Origin of the sequence: Avibacterium sp. 20-129, assembly GCF_026226845.1 — a bacterium.
In the GTDB taxonomy this organism is placed as follows: domain Bacteria; phylum Pseudomonadota; class Gammaproteobacteria; order Enterobacterales; family Pasteurellaceae; genus Avibacterium.
Genome location: NZ_JAKKOE010000002.1, coordinates 254,070 through 270,388, shown reverse-complemented (window position 1 = coordinate 270,388; position 16,319 = coordinate 254,070). Strand labels below are relative to the sequence as shown.

Annotated in this window: 11 protein-coding genes; 9 read left to right on the top strand and 2 right to left on the bottom strand. The window is 35.4% G+C overall.

Annotation, left to right across the window (positions count from 1 at the left end; all coding sequences use genetic code 11):
* The first annotated feature begins 4 nt into the window (after positions 1-4).
* The 7 genes from L5B90_RS08870 to L5B90_RS08840 all read left to right on the top strand — a co-directional run bounded on the left by L5B90_RS08870 (position 5) and on the right by L5B90_RS08840 (position 9,147).
* Complete coding sequence (locus L5B90_RS08870) at positions 5-958, top strand: dynamin family protein (protein ID WP_265762684.1); 954 nt, start codon at positions 5-7, stop codon at positions 956-958.
* Positions 959-1,078: 120 nt separating this feature from the next.
* Positions 1,079-3,391: a dynamin family protein gene (locus L5B90_RS08865; protein ID WP_250349693.1), complete on the top strand. Its 2,313-nt coding sequence runs from the start codon at positions 1,079-1,081 to the stop codon at positions 3,389-3,391.
* Positions 3,392-3,508: 117 nt separating this feature from the next.
* On the top strand, positions 3,509-4,141 hold the full coding sequence (locus L5B90_RS08860; RefSeq protein WP_250349692.1) for a hypothetical protein: 633 nt from the start codon (positions 3,509-3,511) through the stop codon (positions 4,139-4,141).
* A gap of 4 nt (positions 4,142-4,145) precedes the next feature.
* A complete protein-coding gene (locus L5B90_RS08855; RefSeq protein WP_250349691.1) occupies positions 4,146-7,280 on the top strand; it encodes an ATP-binding protein in 3,135 nt (1,044 codons plus the stop codon).
* Positions 7,281-7,356: 76 nt separating this feature from the next.
* Positions 7,357-8,007 (top strand): HNH/ENDO VII family nuclease, encoded by a 651-nt coding sequence (locus L5B90_RS08850; RefSeq protein WP_250363431.1) that lies wholly within the window; start codon positions 7,357-7,359, stop codon positions 8,005-8,007.
* 2 nt (positions 8,008-8,009) lie between these two features.
* Positions 8,010-8,417 (top strand): SMI1/KNR4 family protein, encoded by a 408-nt coding sequence (locus L5B90_RS08845; protein ID WP_250363432.1) that lies wholly within the window; start codon positions 8,010-8,012, stop codon positions 8,415-8,417.
* 67 nt (positions 8,418-8,484) lie between these two features.
* Positions 8,485-9,147: a HEPN domain-containing protein gene (locus L5B90_RS08840; protein ID WP_250363433.1), complete on the top strand. Its 663-nt coding sequence runs from the start codon at positions 8,485-8,487 to the stop codon at positions 9,145-9,147.
* Positions 9,148-9,221: 74 nt separating this feature from the next.
* Here the strand turns inward: L5B90_RS08840 and fabB are convergent, their stop codons facing one another.
* Complete coding sequence (gene fabB, locus L5B90_RS08835; RefSeq protein WP_250349687.1) at positions 9,222-10,442, bottom strand: beta-ketoacyl-ACP synthase I; 1,221 nt, start codon at positions 10,440-10,442, stop codon at positions 9,222-9,224.
* A 157-nt stretch (positions 10,443-10,599) separates the two neighbouring features.
* On the opposite strand from fabB, the gene mnmC reads away from it, so the two are divergent.
* The gene (gene mnmC / locus L5B90_RS08830) at positions 10,600-12,651 is read left to right on the top strand and encodes a bifunctional tRNA (5-methylaminomethyl-2-thiouridine)(34)-methyltransferase MnmD/FAD-dependent 5-carboxymethylaminomethyl-2-thiouridine(34) oxidoreductase MnmC (RefSeq protein WP_265762683.1); all 2,052 of its coding nucleotides are present in this window, start codon (positions 10,600-10,602) and stop codon (positions 12,649-12,651) included.
* A gap of 53 nt (positions 12,652-12,704) precedes the next feature.
* Here mnmC and metG read toward each other — a convergent pair whose 3' ends face one another.
* The gene (metG, locus tag L5B90_RS08825; RefSeq protein WP_265762682.1) at positions 12,705-14,756 is read right to left on the bottom strand and encodes a methionine--tRNA ligase; all 2,052 of its coding nucleotides are present in this window, start codon (positions 14,754-14,756) and stop codon (positions 12,705-12,707) included.
* Between the two features lie 179 nt (positions 14,757-14,935).
* Between metG and apbC the strand changes: the two genes are divergently transcribed.
* Positions 14,936-16,060 carry an iron-sulfur cluster carrier protein ApbC gene (gene apbC / locus L5B90_RS08820; RefSeq protein ID WP_265762760.1) on the top strand — a complete coding sequence of 375 codons (1,125 nt, stop codon included), beginning with the start codon at positions 14,936-14,938 and terminating at the stop codon, positions 16,058-16,060.
* Positions 16,061-16,319 lie beyond the last annotated feature (259 nt).

Sequence of the window (16,319 nt, the reverse complement as noted above, 5' to 3'; positions counted from 1 at the left end):
GTAAATGAAAAGAAATCTATTCGAGGTAATCGTAGTTGGCACAATGAGTGCAGGAAAATCGACATTTATCAATGCCCTTATTGGTACGGAATTATTACATTCAGCTAATCAAGCTACAACAGCAACCATTACACGTATCCACGATAAAGATAATAAAAGTTTTTTTTCAGGTTCTGCTTATAATTATGATGGTAAGCTAGTTGAAAAATCTCGTAATATCAATGCAGAAATTTTAAAAAAATGGAACAAAGCTCCTGAAATAAAAAAAATTAATATTGATGGCGATATCCAAACTATTAAAAATACTCGTGCCGAATTAGTAATCTATGATTTACCCGGACCCAATAATAGTCAAAATGATAATCACGAGTTATTAACAATGGAAGTCATTAATGACAAGGAATATGGATTGATTCTTTATTTATTAAATGCCACACAGTTCGGTATCAATGATGACCGATTATTATTAGAAAAAATCTATAATACAATAAAACAAGATACCAAAAAAGAAATTATTTTTATCTTAAATAAAGCAGATGAAATTGATACAGAAAAAGAATTAAGCATTGTTCAACTAATTAAGAATGTTGAAAAATACTTAAACGAAATTGGATTTAAATCCCCAAACATTATCACAATCTCAGCAAAACAGGCGTTACTATTTCAAAAACTACTAAATAGCGATGTTTTTTCTAGAAGTGAAAAGTATGATTTATCTGTTTTACTCGAATCCCCAGAGTTTTTATTTAAAGGTGCATCAAGCCTATCAAGAAAAAATAGAAAATTAGCTCAATCATTCATACAGACTAATCTCTCTCAAGAAGATAATGAGATTTTAGCAAATAACAAATCAATAAAAGAGATTAAAGAATATTATTATAATACTGGATTTGGTGAGATTTGTTATTTATTACAGAATAAAATAGATCATACATTTAATAAAATAAAAAAAGTTTAGAAAGCTTTTTTCTTATCTAATAAACAAGAGTAAATCTATTTTTATACTAACAAGCTTAAATTGGCTTTATTAAAATGCAAAACTTTGATTAATCAACTTAAGTAAATAAAAGGAAAAATTATGAACTCCATTTATATCGAACATAATCCGTTTACAATAAAAACAACATTTCTTATTAATGATGAAAAACCTGATGAACAGATTTTCCTAAATAATTATGTAAATCGAAGAATTCAACTTTGGATTGAAGGATTCTTTAAAAAAGTGGGAGATGAATTATTCAATGGCACTAACTTTAAAGTTATTTTTAAAGGACTTGAAAATGATGCTGTTGATGTAAAAGCAGATATTGAAAAAACCAACTCAAATATTAAATTTGAATGGATTAAAGTTGCTGATAGTGATAACCGTTTAAATGATATTAAGCATCTAATTCATAAAGCTGAAAAACATCCACTGTTTTCAGAACAAATGAAGCAACCTAAAACCCAAGAAAATTTAGAGAAAGCATTAAGTAATGATTTTGATATTTATGTTGCAGCTACAATGTCTGCAGGTAAATCTACCTTCTTAAATTCATTATTAGGGAGTGAACTACTTCCCGCGGCAAATGAAGCAACAACCGCAATTATTGCTGAAATCACCGATAATAAAGAATTAGATAAAGGCGTGTTTAAAGGGCAACGTATTGATAAAGCAGGAAATTGTGTAGAAAAATCTGATGAGGTTACTCTTAATATATTAAAGGATTGGAATAGTACCGAACTTCATAAAGATACCGCTATTATTAAACTAGAAGGAAATGTGCTTGGTATAAATGCAAGAGAGAACATTCGTTTAATTTTAACAGACACTCCCGGTCCAAATAATAGCCAAGATAAAGATCACGAGATCGTAACATTTAGAAAAATTCAAGATAATACTAAAAAGCCATTAATTTGTTACTTGTTAAATGCTACACAAATCGGTATTAATGATGATAAACAGACATTAACTATGATTGCAGAAACAATGAAACAAGGTGGGGTACAGAATAAAGATCGTTTCTTATTCTTATTAAATAAAGCAGATTCTTTTGATGAAGAGAAAGGTGAAAGTATTCAATCTATTTTAGAAAAATGCAAGGACTATATAAAAAGTTTTGGCATTGCTGATCCTTTAATTTTCCCAATTAGTGCCAGAAATGCTTCTTTACTTAGAAAACGTCAATTTAATTTTACCTTGAGTCGTGCAGAAATGAGCGACTTGAGAAACTGGGAATTTCGTGCCTTAGATGATAAAGAAGATAATTATATTGGCATTGACTTTACCAAATATATGCCATTAAGTACGCCGGTGAAACAAAAATTACAGAATGAAGAGAATATCGCATTATTACACACTGGTATCCCAGCCATTGAAGCAGTAATCGATAACTATATTGATAAATATAGCATACCTGAACGTGTTTTCCGTGCTTATGATGCCCTTAAAAATGTAACAAATATCGCAAGAAATAAAGAAGATCTTATAAAAAACTTGGAATCATATCAGGAGCAAAGAGAAAAGATAAAAGATGCGCTACAAAGCTTAAAAGATGCTAAAAAAATAAGAGAAAGCACCGAAAAAGATTTAGATAAACTAATAGATCAAGCTAAAAAAGATCCTGATAAACTTTCACTAGCTAAGCCATTAAATAAAATCAATACGCTAGAAGCACAGATTCGTGAAATGATCGAGCTTGAGGGGGAAGCATTTAAATCTGATAAAAATAGAAGCAAGTATAAAACAGATCATGGGATTAACGAAGTTATTAAACAAATTGGTAATAAATTTGAACATCAAAAAGTTGAATTAATTTCAGAATCTGAAAATTTAGTCTTAAATACCCAAGATAAGATTCAAGAGGAATTGATAAAAATTTATAAAGAACATCTTGAGGCTTTCTTCAGCAATATTAATATGCCTAAGGTTCCACTAGCAAACCTAAAAAAAACAATGTCTAGCATTGGTTACAACTTTAGTTTAGAAAAATTAAAATCCGCTAAAAAAATAACACAAACAGAAGAGGTAAAAGTCGGAGAAAGATCAAGAACTGTATGGTGGAATCCATTCACTTGGTGGGACGATCCTGAAGATATTTACGAAGAAATAGAGATTTTCGATGCGAATACTACCTGGGACGATGTTATATCTCCTATGCTTGATAACGAATTTAACTCATTTTTTAGATTAGTAGCCACTAAAACTGAAATGGATATTGAAGAGCAAATTAACACTTTTAGTGAGTTTATTAGTGAAGAATTTGCTAAACAAATGACTAACATCAGTCAAGATATGGAAGCCAAAATGAGAGATGATAAAAATCTTAAAGAGGCAATTCAAGAAGCAGAAAAAAATCTGGAAAAAATTAAAGCGTTTGAAAAAGAAATTGATGATGTTATTGCTTTATAAAGGATAGATATAAAAGAAAGGATTTTAAATAAAGAATAAATATTTTTCTAGATGAAATTTGACCGCACTTAAAAAAATATGCGGTCAATTTTAAACAACTAAATGAGAGAAAAAACAATGGATACACAAAAAAGACCAAACCTCACAGACTTTATTCCCGTTGAATATTTAAAAAAGGCATTAGATAAAAATGATTTATCTGATATTCGTTCTGCATTAATGACGATTTTGAAGAATTTTTCGCTTCCTATCGAAACGGTACTAGCATCAATTTATTATGTTTATGAGAAAAATAACGCAGTATTTGAAGAGGCTGAAGAAAGTATCTATGTTTCACCAATTAGCGATGATGAAAATGATTGGAATAAAAATTATTTTTACCAACAGCAAGTTTTCTTAAATCGTAATTTTACTTTAGAGCGTATTCTACACTTACTAAACGTGCGTGAGACGTTGATGAAAAAAGGCGATCCTGATTTCCAAATGTCCAATAGATCACAATCTAGCATAAATAGAGCAGAAATGAGTACAACACTGAAAATAAATACATCTGAATCAAAAGGGAATAATGGCTCACAAACATTTAATAAAACACAATCAGATATCAAGAGAAAAGAGAATAGAAAAACGGCTAACTCATTGTATGAACCTAAGAACAACAATGATTTTATAAAAACTGTTTGTTTAATTGGTGGAGTCGTATTAGTTGTAGCTACAGCCTTATTCTTATATCTAAAAAACGGAGATTAAATCAATGTCTGATAAAGTTAAACTGGCCGAACTTAGCCAAAAAACACAATCCTCATTAGATAGTACATATCAATTATTAAATAAACAATATTTGGCAACATTAAACAATGAGGAATTACTCCCTTTAGTGCATAATGAAAGTATTCATCTTGCAACTGATATACGCATTTTCCGTATTGAACGTATTATTTTAGAAAATAAACAATCAATGCTAGAAAGTTTAACTGCAACCTATGCTACATTAGGTACAGCCGGACATTCTGTCTTTCTATTTCTAAATAGTGATGGTAAAGAGACAACCATTTATCTAGGAACAAAAGGTAAAGCCAAAAAATCTTTAGGAAATGCAGCAGGAAAATTACTGAAAGAAACAATTAATGGACATTTCTCAGGCACTCAATTAGTTTCATTAAATGGTAACGAAATTGAAGAATTAGTAAATAAATTAGATGAAAGTGATAAAAATATTACTGCTGTAACCAGTGTTCCATCCTTATCTACCGATGAACGTGAATACTTTATGCAGGGATTAGAGCATTTTATTGATGCTGCTGAAGGACGCATATATCAAGCATTAATTCTTGCAGAACCTGTAAACACTATGGAATTAGATTTAATTCAACAAGGGTATGAAGGAGTAGCAACCCAGCTTTCTCCATTATTAAAAACAACCTTATCTTATGGTGAAAATGAAAGTGATAGTGTAGGACTTAGTATTAGTGAGAACATTAGTCAATCACTTGGTAAAAGTTTAGGTCTCACTGAAACCAGAGGAACAAGTGAATCGCACTCTGAATCAACTGGTACAAGTGTTGCATATTCAATGGGGGGAAATTACTCTAGAAGTATAACTGGCGGAGTAAGTATCGACTTTGCATCAATATCATCAACTTCATCAATTGGCGTTTTTGCCAGTAAAACAAATACTAAGAGTACGACATTTACCACAACAACAGGAAGCAATGAAAGCCAAAGTCAGTCCCAAACTACCTCAACGACTGATAGTTACGGAACAACAACAGGAAGAAATGTAAATCGCACGCTTGGTACAAGTAAGCAACGTTCGATTGAATTTACGAATAAAACCATTGAACTATTGTTGAAAAAGGTGGATCACAACTTAGAGCGTATTGATGAAGCACGACGTTATGGCGGATGGAATTCTGCTGCTTATTTTATTAGTGAGGATTTAGCCACTTCACAAGCACTTGCCAGTATGTTTTTTAGCTTAATGCGTGGTAATACATCAAGTGCAGAAGATTTTGCCTTTACAATATGGAATAAACAAGATCCAAACAAAACAAAAGAAGTACTTACATGGCTGAAGAATTTTTCTCATCCAAGAGTGTCAGGGAATTTTGTAAAAGGTGTTGATATTCCATTTTTTACGCCCGCGGTCTTAGTTTCAGGAAAAGAAATGGCCATTCAACTAGGTTTACCACGTCGCTCTACATCTACGGTTTCCGTATTAGAAGGAAAATCTTTCGGAAGAAAAATTCAAGTCATAGATGCAGTAGGAAGTGTAAATTCTTCTAATAAAGATAAGCCAAAAGTCGAATTAGGTAAGATTTTCCATTTGTGGTCAGAAAAAGCACAAGTAGTTAATTTAGATTTGCAAACTCTATCTAGTCATATTTTTGTTACAGGTTCCACTGGCTCTGGAAAAAGTAATACCGTCTATCAATTACTTGATCAATTCAATAAAAATGAAGTGAAGTTTATGGTCATTGAGCCAGCCAAAGGGGAATACAAAAATGTATTTGGACATCGTGAAGATGTTGCTGTTTTCGGCACAAATCCAAAACAAGCCAAGTTACTAAAAATCAATCCATTCAAATTCCCAGCTGAAGTACATATTTTAGAACATATTGATCGTTTAATTGAGATCTTTAATGTTTGTTGGCCAATGTATGCTGCGATGCCAGCAGTACTTAAAGATGCAATACTTTCAGCCTATGAAGCCAGCGGTTGGAATTTAATTTCTTCTACAACAAGAACACCAAATCGTTTTCCTAGTTTTGTTGATTTGCTACATCAATTAGAAATTGTGATTGAAAAATCAAATTATTCAAGCGAAATGAAGAGTAATTATAGTGGTGCATTAGCAACTCGAATTAAATCATTAACAAATGGTTTAAATGGTCAAATTTTTAACGCTGATGAATTAGATAACTCATTACTCTTTGATGAAAATGTCATTATTGATTTAAGCCGTGTCGGTTCACAAGAAACAAAATCGCTGATTATGGGAATCTTAATAATGAGATTAAGTGAACATAGAATGGCTACAGCAACAGGAATGAATGAACCTCTGAAACACATTACAGTTTTAGAAGAAGCCCACAATATCTTAAAACGCACTTCAACGGAACAAAGTTCAGAGGGTTCTAATGTTGCTGGTAAATCGGTTGAAATGCTTTCAAATGCGATTGCTGAAATGCGAACTTATGGAGAAGGTTTTATCATTGCAGATCAATCACCAAATGCAGTGGATATTTCTGCAATCCGAAATACTAATACGAAAATTATTATGCGTTTACCAGACGAATCAGATCGCCGTTTAGCCGGAAAAGCTGCTGGAGTTAATGATGAACAATTAGAAGAAATAGCTAAATTACCAAAAGGTATCGCTGTTGTTTATCAAAATAACTGGCTTGAGCCAATCCTGTGTAAAATTGCGTATTTTGATAGTGAAGAAAAACCTTATCAATATGTTGCCAATGAAGAAGATGAAAAGAAAATCTTCAATGAACATTTAATCCGTTTCTTATTACATAAACAGCTAGAAAATGAAAGCCAATTTGATATTAATGTATTAAAAAAAGGGGTAAATCGGTTTAGTTCATCAGCTCGTAAAAGCTCATATTTACACAAATTAATTCAACATTATGAACAAAAAGGCAATTCTCCATTTTGGGACTGTCCAGATAAGACATTTAAAATTCTACTAGATTTTTTTGATTTACAAAATGGAGTAACTCAACGAATCAAAGAACTTCAATCTAGACAAGATAATATTCAAGAAAAAGAGGTTAATGAATTAATTCAACTTATTATTGAGAATTTACATCATAACTTTGAAAACACGAGGAATATTGAAGGATTTATACATAATACAATCAGAAAAAATCTACTATAAGTCATATATTAAATTCTCATTCAGCTGAGAATACCTAACAGAATATAAAATAACTTTATAAAGACTAGGAGTTTATATGCTCAATAAATTAGAAACACAAGAAACACCGTCGATAGACACAAAAGAGGTCAATAGCAAAGAGTTACCAGTATGGGCTGATGATAAAATTACTATTGAAGATATTTTTGATGAAGCTAATATAACTGACAAAGTCGCTACTGACACTAAAAATCCTTCTAACTCAGAAAATGTTATGGATTGTTTAGCTAAAGAGCATTTTACGCCAGTGAAAGAAGAAACCATTGAAAAACTCACATTAATCTGGCCTTCCGAAATTGTTGCGCTGATAAAATCAGAAGAAGAGGCTGATATTTATCAAGGAGCAAGCTTAATGCCAAAAGAAATTAATGGGAAATTTGTTCTATGCAAAGAAGATATTGATCTTAATCAAAAAGATGAATTAGGGAGAACTAACCTAGGTAGAATGCAACAAGGACTTGCACCTTTAGATAAAGGTGGTAAACCAATTGAGCTTCATCATATTGGACAAAATCAAAATTCACCTCTCGCTGAATTAACTTCAAGAGAACATAGAGGACCAGGTAACCACACTATATTGCATGATGTGAAAAAAGAATCTGAAATAGATCGTGAGAGTTTTAAAAAAGAAAAAGAAGAACACTGGAAAGAACGTGCTGCTGAAATTATAGAAAAACAAGGAGTATAACAATGAAAGAATTAGCAAATAAATTTGTAGCAAAAGGTGCTATTATTCGCCCAGCTAATGAAAACGAAATTTTATCAGCTGAAAGACAGTTAGGTATAAAATTTTCATCTGAATATAGAGATTTTTTATCTAGTTTTGGTATATTAAGTTACAACAGTGATGAAATATATGGATTGGGAGTTTCAACTGATTACTATCTTAATATTCTTAACTTACTCAAAGAATTTAAAGAATATAATGTAAACATTCCTAACAATCATATTCCTTTATTAGACATTGGAGATGGTCAATATTATATTTATGATAATAACGATGGTAAAATATATGTATGGTCGGCATCCAGTAACTCTATTATAAAAAACAAACAAAATTCATTAACAGAATTCTTATTAGATATATTAGAACAATAACCGTATGCTAATATCTTAATATATGCTATCCTACTAATTATAAATTATATTTAGTGAGGATAGCTTTATGAGAGATATATTAACTCTTACCACTTATTTTAAACAAAATAAAGATTCCCAAAACTACTCCGACAACTTTAAACTCCGTATCCACCGAGCATTAAGTTGGTTAAAGCAGGCTGAAGCCACTGAAGATTTAGATACTAAATTTATTTTTCTTTGGATAGCGTTTAATTCTGCTTATGCTAAAGAAATGAAGAACTTAGAAAATAAAGAGCGGGTTAATTTAAATGAGTTTTTATTACGGATTTGTAGTTTAGATGAAGAGCAAACTATTTATACTCTAGTATGGAGGAATTTTTCCCAGCCTATTCGTTTACTTACAAATAATCAATTTATTTTTCAGCCATTTTGGCGTTTTCATAATGGTGATATTACCGAACAGCAATACCTTAAAGAAGAGAAAGATGAACAAAGACATTTGCTTTCTGCATTAGAAAAACAAAATACACCTCAAATTTTGACTATATTATTTGGGCGTCTTTATACGCTGAGAAATCAGATTATTCACGGTGGTGCAACTTTTAATAGTTCTGTTAACCGTGAGCAATTAAAAGTAAGTTGCCAACTTCTTTCTTTATTTTTACCCACAATGCTTGAAATTATGATGAATAACTACGATAAATTAGATTGGGGTAAACCGTTTTATCCATTAGTAAAAAATAAATAAAAAGTATCACTAATCATACAAAAAAATAAAGCAGGTATTTAACCTGCTTTATTTTTATGTCTTTTTAATGAATATTATTTTGTATAACGTCTAAAAACTAAGGTTGCATTGGTGCCACCAAAACCAAAGCTGTTTGACATCACGGTATTTAAGCCCGCATTTTCTTTGGTTTTTGTTACGATATTCATCCCTTCAGCTTGTGGATCAAGAGTTTCAATGTTAATGCTTGGGGCAATAAAATCGTTATCTAACATTAATAATGTGTAGATGGCTTCGTGCGCACCTGCAGCACCTAAGGAGTGTCCTGTCATTGATTTTGTGGACGAAATCGCAGGTTGGCTTTCACCGAATACGTTTTTAATTGCACCAAGTTCTTTCACATCACCAACGGGTGTTGACGTGCCGTGCACGTTGATGTAATCAATCGGAGTATCTACGGTTGCCATTGCTTGTTTCATACAACGCTCTGCCCCTTCTCCACTCGGCGCGACCATATCATAACCATCTGAAGTTGCGCCATAGCCTACGATTTCTGCATAAATTTTTGCACCACGAGCAAGGGCGTGTTCTAATTCTTCAACGACAACCACCGCGCCACCACCTGCGATAACAAAACCATCACGGTTTGCATCATAAGCGCGAGAAGCTTTCTCTGGCGTATCATTATATTTTGTCGAAACCGCACCCATTGCATCAAACTCTGTTGCACATTCCCAAGAAAGTTCCTCAGCACCACCTGCAAATACAATATCTTGTTTACCTAATTGGATTAATTCTAGTGCGTGTCCAATACAATGTGCTGAAGTCGCACAAGCTGAACTAATGCTGTAATTGACACCACGAATTTTATAAGGGGTCGCTAAACAGGCTGAAACGCTTGATGCCATTGTTTTGGTTACCGCATAAGGCCCAACGGCTTTTACACCACGAGGCCCACGCACAGCATCACAAGCGATTAATTGGTTATGTGCCGAACCTGTTCCAGCACCAATGACCAAGCCTGTACGATCGTTAGAAACCTGTTCTTCTGTTAATCCGGCATCTTCAATGGCTTCTTTCATTGAAAGATACGCATAAGCGGCTGCATCGCCCATAAAACGGTAAACTTTACGGTCAATTAATTCTGAAGGAGTAATTTTAAGTGTTCCTGCGATATGGCTACGCATACCCATTTCGACAAATTCTGGCACTAATTCAATGCCTGATTTGCCCGCTTTTAATGAAGCTAGCACTTCTTCTTTATTGTTACCGATACTAGAAATGACGCCGAAACCAGTAATTACCGCTCTTTTCATAAATTATTCCTTTTGGGTTGAAAGAGTAAATAGATTTGTCGGTCGCTAACTTACTACGAAATGAAAATATTGCAAGCATTTCTTTGAAGGTTCGACCAATCCAGAAAATTCCGTTATTATAGCAAACTCAATCAGTACAACAAAGATAACCACACCGATGTTTAAACTTAATCACGCCGAGATTTATTTTAACCAAGAAAAAACGCCTGTTTCCGCTACATTTAACGATGTTTATTTCTCTAATCAAGATGGATTAGCAGAAAGTCGCTATGTTTTTCAAGAAGGAAATCAATTATGGCAACGTTGGCAAGATTTTGAACAATCTCATTTTGTGATCGGAGAAACAGGTTTTGGTACAGGGCTGAATTTTTTTGCCGTAACCACGCTCTTTCGCCAATTTAGACAAGCTTACCCCCATAGCCCATTAAAACGTCTGTTCTTTATTTCTTTTGAAAAATATCCATTGAATCAAACGCAGTTAGCCGAAACGCACCTGCTTTATACGGAGTTTACTGAGTTAAGCCAGCAACTTTGCCAACACTGGCAACCAATGATTAGTGGCTGCCAGCGTTTCCATTTTAATGAAAGCACATTAGATGTTTGGTTTGGCGATATCGCAGACAACTTACCGCAACTTGGTGATTATATGCAAAACCGTATTGATGCGTGGTTTTTAGATGGCTTTTCTCCGAGTAAAAACCCGCAAATGTGGAACGCGCAACTTTATACTGCAATGTTCAATTATTGCAAACCTAATGGAACATTTGCCACCTTTACGGCAGCCAGTGCGGTGCGAAAAGGGTTAGAAAGTGCGGGGTTTTGCGTACATAAACGCAAAGGCTATGGTAAAAAGCGTGAATGTTTAGCTGGAGTAAAACCAGAAAATGACAAAAAAAATCACCGCACTTTGGCAATCTTAACCCCTTGGTATTTGGCTCAATCAGCTCCGCTGAGCAAACTGCGCCCTAGCAAAGTAGATCAACAAGATATCGCAATTATCGGCGGGGGAATTGCTTCCGCCTTTACTGCGCTGTCTTTATTACAACGAGGCGCAAACATCACCTTATATTGCGAAGACGAACAAACCGCCCTCAATGCTTCTGGCAATAAACAAGGGGCTTTTTATCCACAACTGAGTGATGATGATAAACGTAATATTCGTTTTTATATCCACGCATTTTTATATGGGCAGCAGCAATTACATTGGGCTATTAAACAGGGAATTGAATTTGAACACGCTTTTTGTGGCGTTGCCCTTTGTGCTTATGATCATAAAAGTGCGGTGAAATTAGATAAAATTTCTGCGTTAGATTTGCCTGAAACCTTATTCCAACCACTTTCCCAAACTGAATTAAGCGAAAAAGTCGGTTTACCACTGCCTTGTGGTGGGGCATTTCTTCCACAAGGGGCTTGGCTTGCTCCCCGTCAATTAGTGCAAAATTTATTTAGCTATCTAGCCGAACAGGGCGTAAGCATAAAAACATCGCAAAAAATTACCGCACTTTCACTGCAAGATGAAAATTGGCAATTGACCAACGCACAGGGTGAAACCTTTTCTCATCACATTGCCATTATTGCCAATGGACATCAGCTAAAAAACTTTCATCAAACGAAAGAATTGCCGGTTTATCCCGTGCGTGGACAAGTGAGCCAAATTCCCACAACACCACAATTAAAGCAACTGAATGCCGTGCTTTGCTATGATGGTTATCTCACTCCCGCCGATCAACATCAGACGAGCCATTGCATTGGGGCGAGCCACGTTCGCGATAATCAAGATCGTCAATTCAGCTCACAAGAACAGCAACAAAATCAATATAAAATTCAACATAATCTTGCGGGTCCTGAATGGGTGAACGCGATCGATACATCTGACAATCTTGCCCGTGTTGGCGTGCGTTGTGCGGTGCGAGATCGCATTCCAATGGTCGGTAACGTGCCAGATTTTGCTCAGCAAGTAGCAGACTACAATAATTTGTTCAATCTTCGTCGTCGAAAACAGCCCATTCCACCAGCCGCAATACATCGTAATCTTTATTTAATCGGGGCATTAGGCTCAAGGGGATTAACTTCCGCCCCTTTACTTGGCGAAGTTCTTGCTTCATTAATTTACGACGAACCCCTGCCATTAAGTGAAGATATTTTGCATCAACTCAGCCCAAATCGTAGTTGGATAAGGAAATTGCTAAAAGGCACGCCCGTTGCATAAACAAAAAAGGCGAACCTGATGTTCGCCTTTTCGCTATTTCCTCTTACGCTTGATTACTTCACGCGCGCCCCTGCTTTTGCACCAGAATCAACATCAAGTAAGAATAAATCTGCGCCGCCACTGCCCGCAGAAAGAATCATTCCTTCTGACATACCAAATTTCATTTTACGCGGTGCGAGATTGGCAACCATAATCACCATACGCCCCTCTAATTCTTCAGGTTTATTGTAAGCCGCCTTAATCCCAGAGAAAACTTGGCGTTGCTCAACGCCTAAATCTAAGATAAATTTCAATAATTTGTTACTTTCAGGCACGGCTTCACATTTTAGCACTTTGGCAACGCGCAAATCTAATTTGGCAAAATCATCAATGCTAATCGTGTCTTCAAAAGGCTCAATATCTTGTAAATTTTCCACCGCACTTTTCTCACTATGGGATTGTGGAAGTAATTGTGCATTTTCAGCTTTAGATGCCTCAATCATTTGTTCAATTTGTTTCATCTCTAAACGAGAGAACAATGCCTTAAATGGTGCAATTTTATGCGCGAGCAAAGGCGTTGCAAGGTTGTCCCAAGTAATTTCGGCTTGTAAAAAGGCTTCGGCACGCTCTGCCAATTTCGGTAACACTGGTTTTAAATATCCCATTAATACACGGAAAAGTTGGATACCCATAGAGCAAACTTGCTGTAATTCTTGCTCTCGCCCTTCTTCTTTGGCAATAACCCAAGGTGCTTTTTCATCAATATATTTATTCGCTTTATCCGTTAATGCCATAATTTCACGGATCGCTTTACCAAATTCGCGATTTTCATAATAGGCTGCAATTTGTTCAGATTGTGCGGTAAATTCAGCAAATAATTGTGGATCTTGCAAGGTTGCAGCAAGCTCGCCATCAAAACGTTTTTGAATAAACCCTGCATTGCGTGAAGCAAGATTAACTAATTTATTCACCACATCGGTGTTTACTCGTTGAACAAAATCCTCTAAATTGAGATCAAGATCGTCAATTCTATTCCCCAATTTCGCCGCATAATAATAGCGTAAATACTCTGGATCTAAATGTTTTAAGTAAGTTGCTGCTTGGATAAATGTGCCACGAGATTTCGACATTTTTTCGCCATTTACGGTAACATAGCCGTGAACAAAAATATTATCTGGCTTACGCAATTCAGCCCCTTCTAACATCGCGGGCCAAAACAAGGAGTGAAAATACATAATATCTTTACCAATAAAATGATAAAGCTCCGTTTGGCTGCCTTGTCGCCAAAAATCGTTAAAGTCTAAATCCCCTTTACGCTCACAGAGGTTTTTAAACGATGCCATATAACCAATTGGCGCATCAAGCCAAACATAGAAATATTTGTTTTCTGTATCAGGAATTTTAAAGCCAAAATAAGGGGCATCACGAGAAATATCCCACTGTTGTAAACCCGCTTCAAACCATTCTTGCATTTTGTTCGCCACTTCCTGTTGCAAAGATCCAGAGCGAATCCACTCTTTCAACATTGCTTCAAAACTTGGTAAATCAAAGAAAAAATGCTCACTCTCTTTCAGCACTGGCGTTGCACCTGAAACCGTAGAGCGTGGATTAATTAATTCTGTTGGGCTATATGTGGCAGAACAAACTTCGCAATTATCACCATATTGATCAGGGGATTTACATTTTGGGCAAGTCCCTTTAACAAATCGATCAGGCAAGAACATTTGTTTTTCAGGATCGAATAATTGTGAAATAGTACGGCTTTTGATAAAACCATTTTCTTTTAATTTGCGATAAATACATTGTGCCAATTCACGATTTTCTTCACTATGGGTAGAATGATAGTTATCAAAGCTAATATTAAAGCCTTCAAAATCTGCAATATGTTTTTGCTGTACATCGGCAATTAACTGCTCAGGCGTAATGCCCATTTGATCAGCTTTCAACATAATTGGCGTTCCGTGCGCATCATCGGCACAAACAAAATAAATTTCGTTGCCACGCATACGCTGGAAACGCACCCAAATATCGGCTTGGATATGTTCAAGCATATGTCCTAAATGGATAGGGCCATTGGCATAAGGCAATGCACAAGTGACTAAAATTTTACGAGGTGAATTTGACATTATCTGTTCCTTTATCATCAGAAAAATTGTGCCGAATTTTACCTTATTGACGGTATTTTTTCCAGTTCAAGGCGGTTTATCTCAATTTATACTTAACAGCACCGCGTTGCCGTGTTTAAATATACCAACAAATTTACTCAACTATTTACTTACGATCGACTTAACAATAGGAAATAATGATGAGCATTCATTTTTCAGCGAATTTAAACGAGGCGCAACAAGCCGAGATTCAACAACGATTCCAACAATTTAAACAGCAAAGCTTACAGCGTGATTTAATTAACCTCAATGCAATCAAAAAAGTAGAACTCGGTGCAGGCGTTTTACGCATTGAAATTGCGATGCCTTTTGCTTGGAATAGCGGTTTTGAACAATTAAAAGCCGCCCTAACTAAGGAATTAGAAAAAATTACCCAAGCACAAGAAGTAAAATGGGTGCTGAACTATCAAATCGCCACATTAAAACGTGCCAATAACCACCCCGCAGTGAAAGGTATTAAAAATATCATTGCGGTGAGTTCAGGCAAAGGTGGTGTGGGCAAATCCACGGTTTCAGTAAATTTAGCTTTAGCCTTACAAGCGCAAGGGGCAAAAGTTGGATTGCTTGATGCCGATATTTATGGTCCTTCCGTACCTCATATGCTTGGCGTAGCAGATCAACGCCCAACCTCTCCAGATAACAAACACATTAATCCTATTGAAGTATATGGACTACGAACCAATTCAATTGGCTATTTAATGGACCCAGATAATGCCACCATTTGGCGTGGACCTATGGCAAGCAGTGCATTAAGCCAACTTTTGCAAGAAACCCTATGGGCAAAAGATGGCGTAGAGCTGGATTATTTAGTGATTGATATGCCGCCGGGAACGGGAGATATTCAGCTTACGCTCTCACAACAAATCCCTGTAACTGGGGCGATTGTAGTTACTACCCCACAAGATATCGCCTTAATTGATGCGATTAAAGGGATTTCAATGTTCCAGCGTGTTTCTGTCCCTGTGCTTGGTATTGTGGAAAATATGTCGGTGCATATTTGTAGCCACTGCGGTCATCACGAACCGATTTTTGGCACTGGTGGCGCTGAAAAAATGGCAGAAAAATATCAAGTAAAAGTCCTCGCACAACAACCATTACATATCCGCCTACGTGAAGATATGGATAACGGTAAACCTACGGTAATTTCTGCCCCAGACAGCGAAATTGCCCAATCTTTCTTACAGTTAGCAGAAAACGTTGCCAGCGAACTTTATTGGCAAGGTGAGATTATTCCAAGCGAAATTTTATTTAAAGCGGTGGAATAAACCTATTCGCACTTCACCAAGTGCGGTGCTTTTTTCACAAGTTTTTCAACGCATTTAATTTCAATATAAGGGCGGTTTGATGTATTCGCCCTTATATCGCTTAACTAAACGACTGGCGATAAAGCACTAAGCCTGTACCATATGATGTAAAATTGCCTCATTCTCTCATACATTAGTGCGGTGTTTTTTTCGGCAATTTTACGCATAAAAGAAAATTCATTCTGCACATCACCCAATCCCGGGCATAAAAAAACGCTCA

Bases quoted from the DNA above. Each gene is read 5' to 3' on its own strand.
- L5B90_RS08870 (WP_265762684.1), top strand. From the start codon at position 5: ATGAAAAGAAATCTATTCGAGGTAATCGTAGTTGGCACAATGAGTGCA.
- L5B90_RS08865 (WP_250349693.1), top strand. From the start codon at position 1,079: ATGAACTCCATTTATATCGAACATAATCCGTTTACAATAAAAACAACA.
- L5B90_RS08860 (WP_250349692.1), top strand. From the start codon at position 3,509: ATGGATACACAAAAAAGACCAAACCTCACAGACTTTATTCCCGTTGAA.
- L5B90_RS08855 (WP_250349691.1), top strand. From the start codon at position 4,146: ATGTCTGATAAAGTTAAACTGGCCGAACTTAGCCAAAAAACACAATCC.
- L5B90_RS08850 (WP_250363431.1), top strand. From the start codon at position 7,357: ATGCTCAATAAATTAGAAACACAAGAAACACCGTCGATAGACACAAAA.
- L5B90_RS08845 (WP_250363432.1), top strand. From the start codon at position 8,010: ATGAAAGAATTAGCAAATAAATTTGTAGCAAAAGGTGCTATTATTCGC.
- L5B90_RS08840 (WP_250363433.1), top strand. From the start codon at position 8,485: ATGAGAGATATATTAACTCTTACCACTTATTTTAAACAAAATAAAGAT.
- fabB (WP_250349687.1), bottom strand. From the start codon at position 10,442: ATGAAAAGAGCGGTAATTACTGGTTTCGGCGTCATTTCTAGTATCGGT.
- mnmC (WP_265762683.1), top strand. From the start codon at position 10,600: ATGTTTAAACTTAATCACGCCGAGATTTATTTTAACCAAGAAAAAACG.
- metG (WP_265762682.1), bottom strand. From the start codon at position 14,756: ATGTCAAATTCACCTCGTAAAATTTTAGTCACTTGTGCATTGCCTTAT.
- apbC (WP_265762760.1), top strand. From the start codon at position 14,936: ATGAGCATTCATTTTTCAGCGAATTTAAACGAGGCGCAACAAGCCGAG.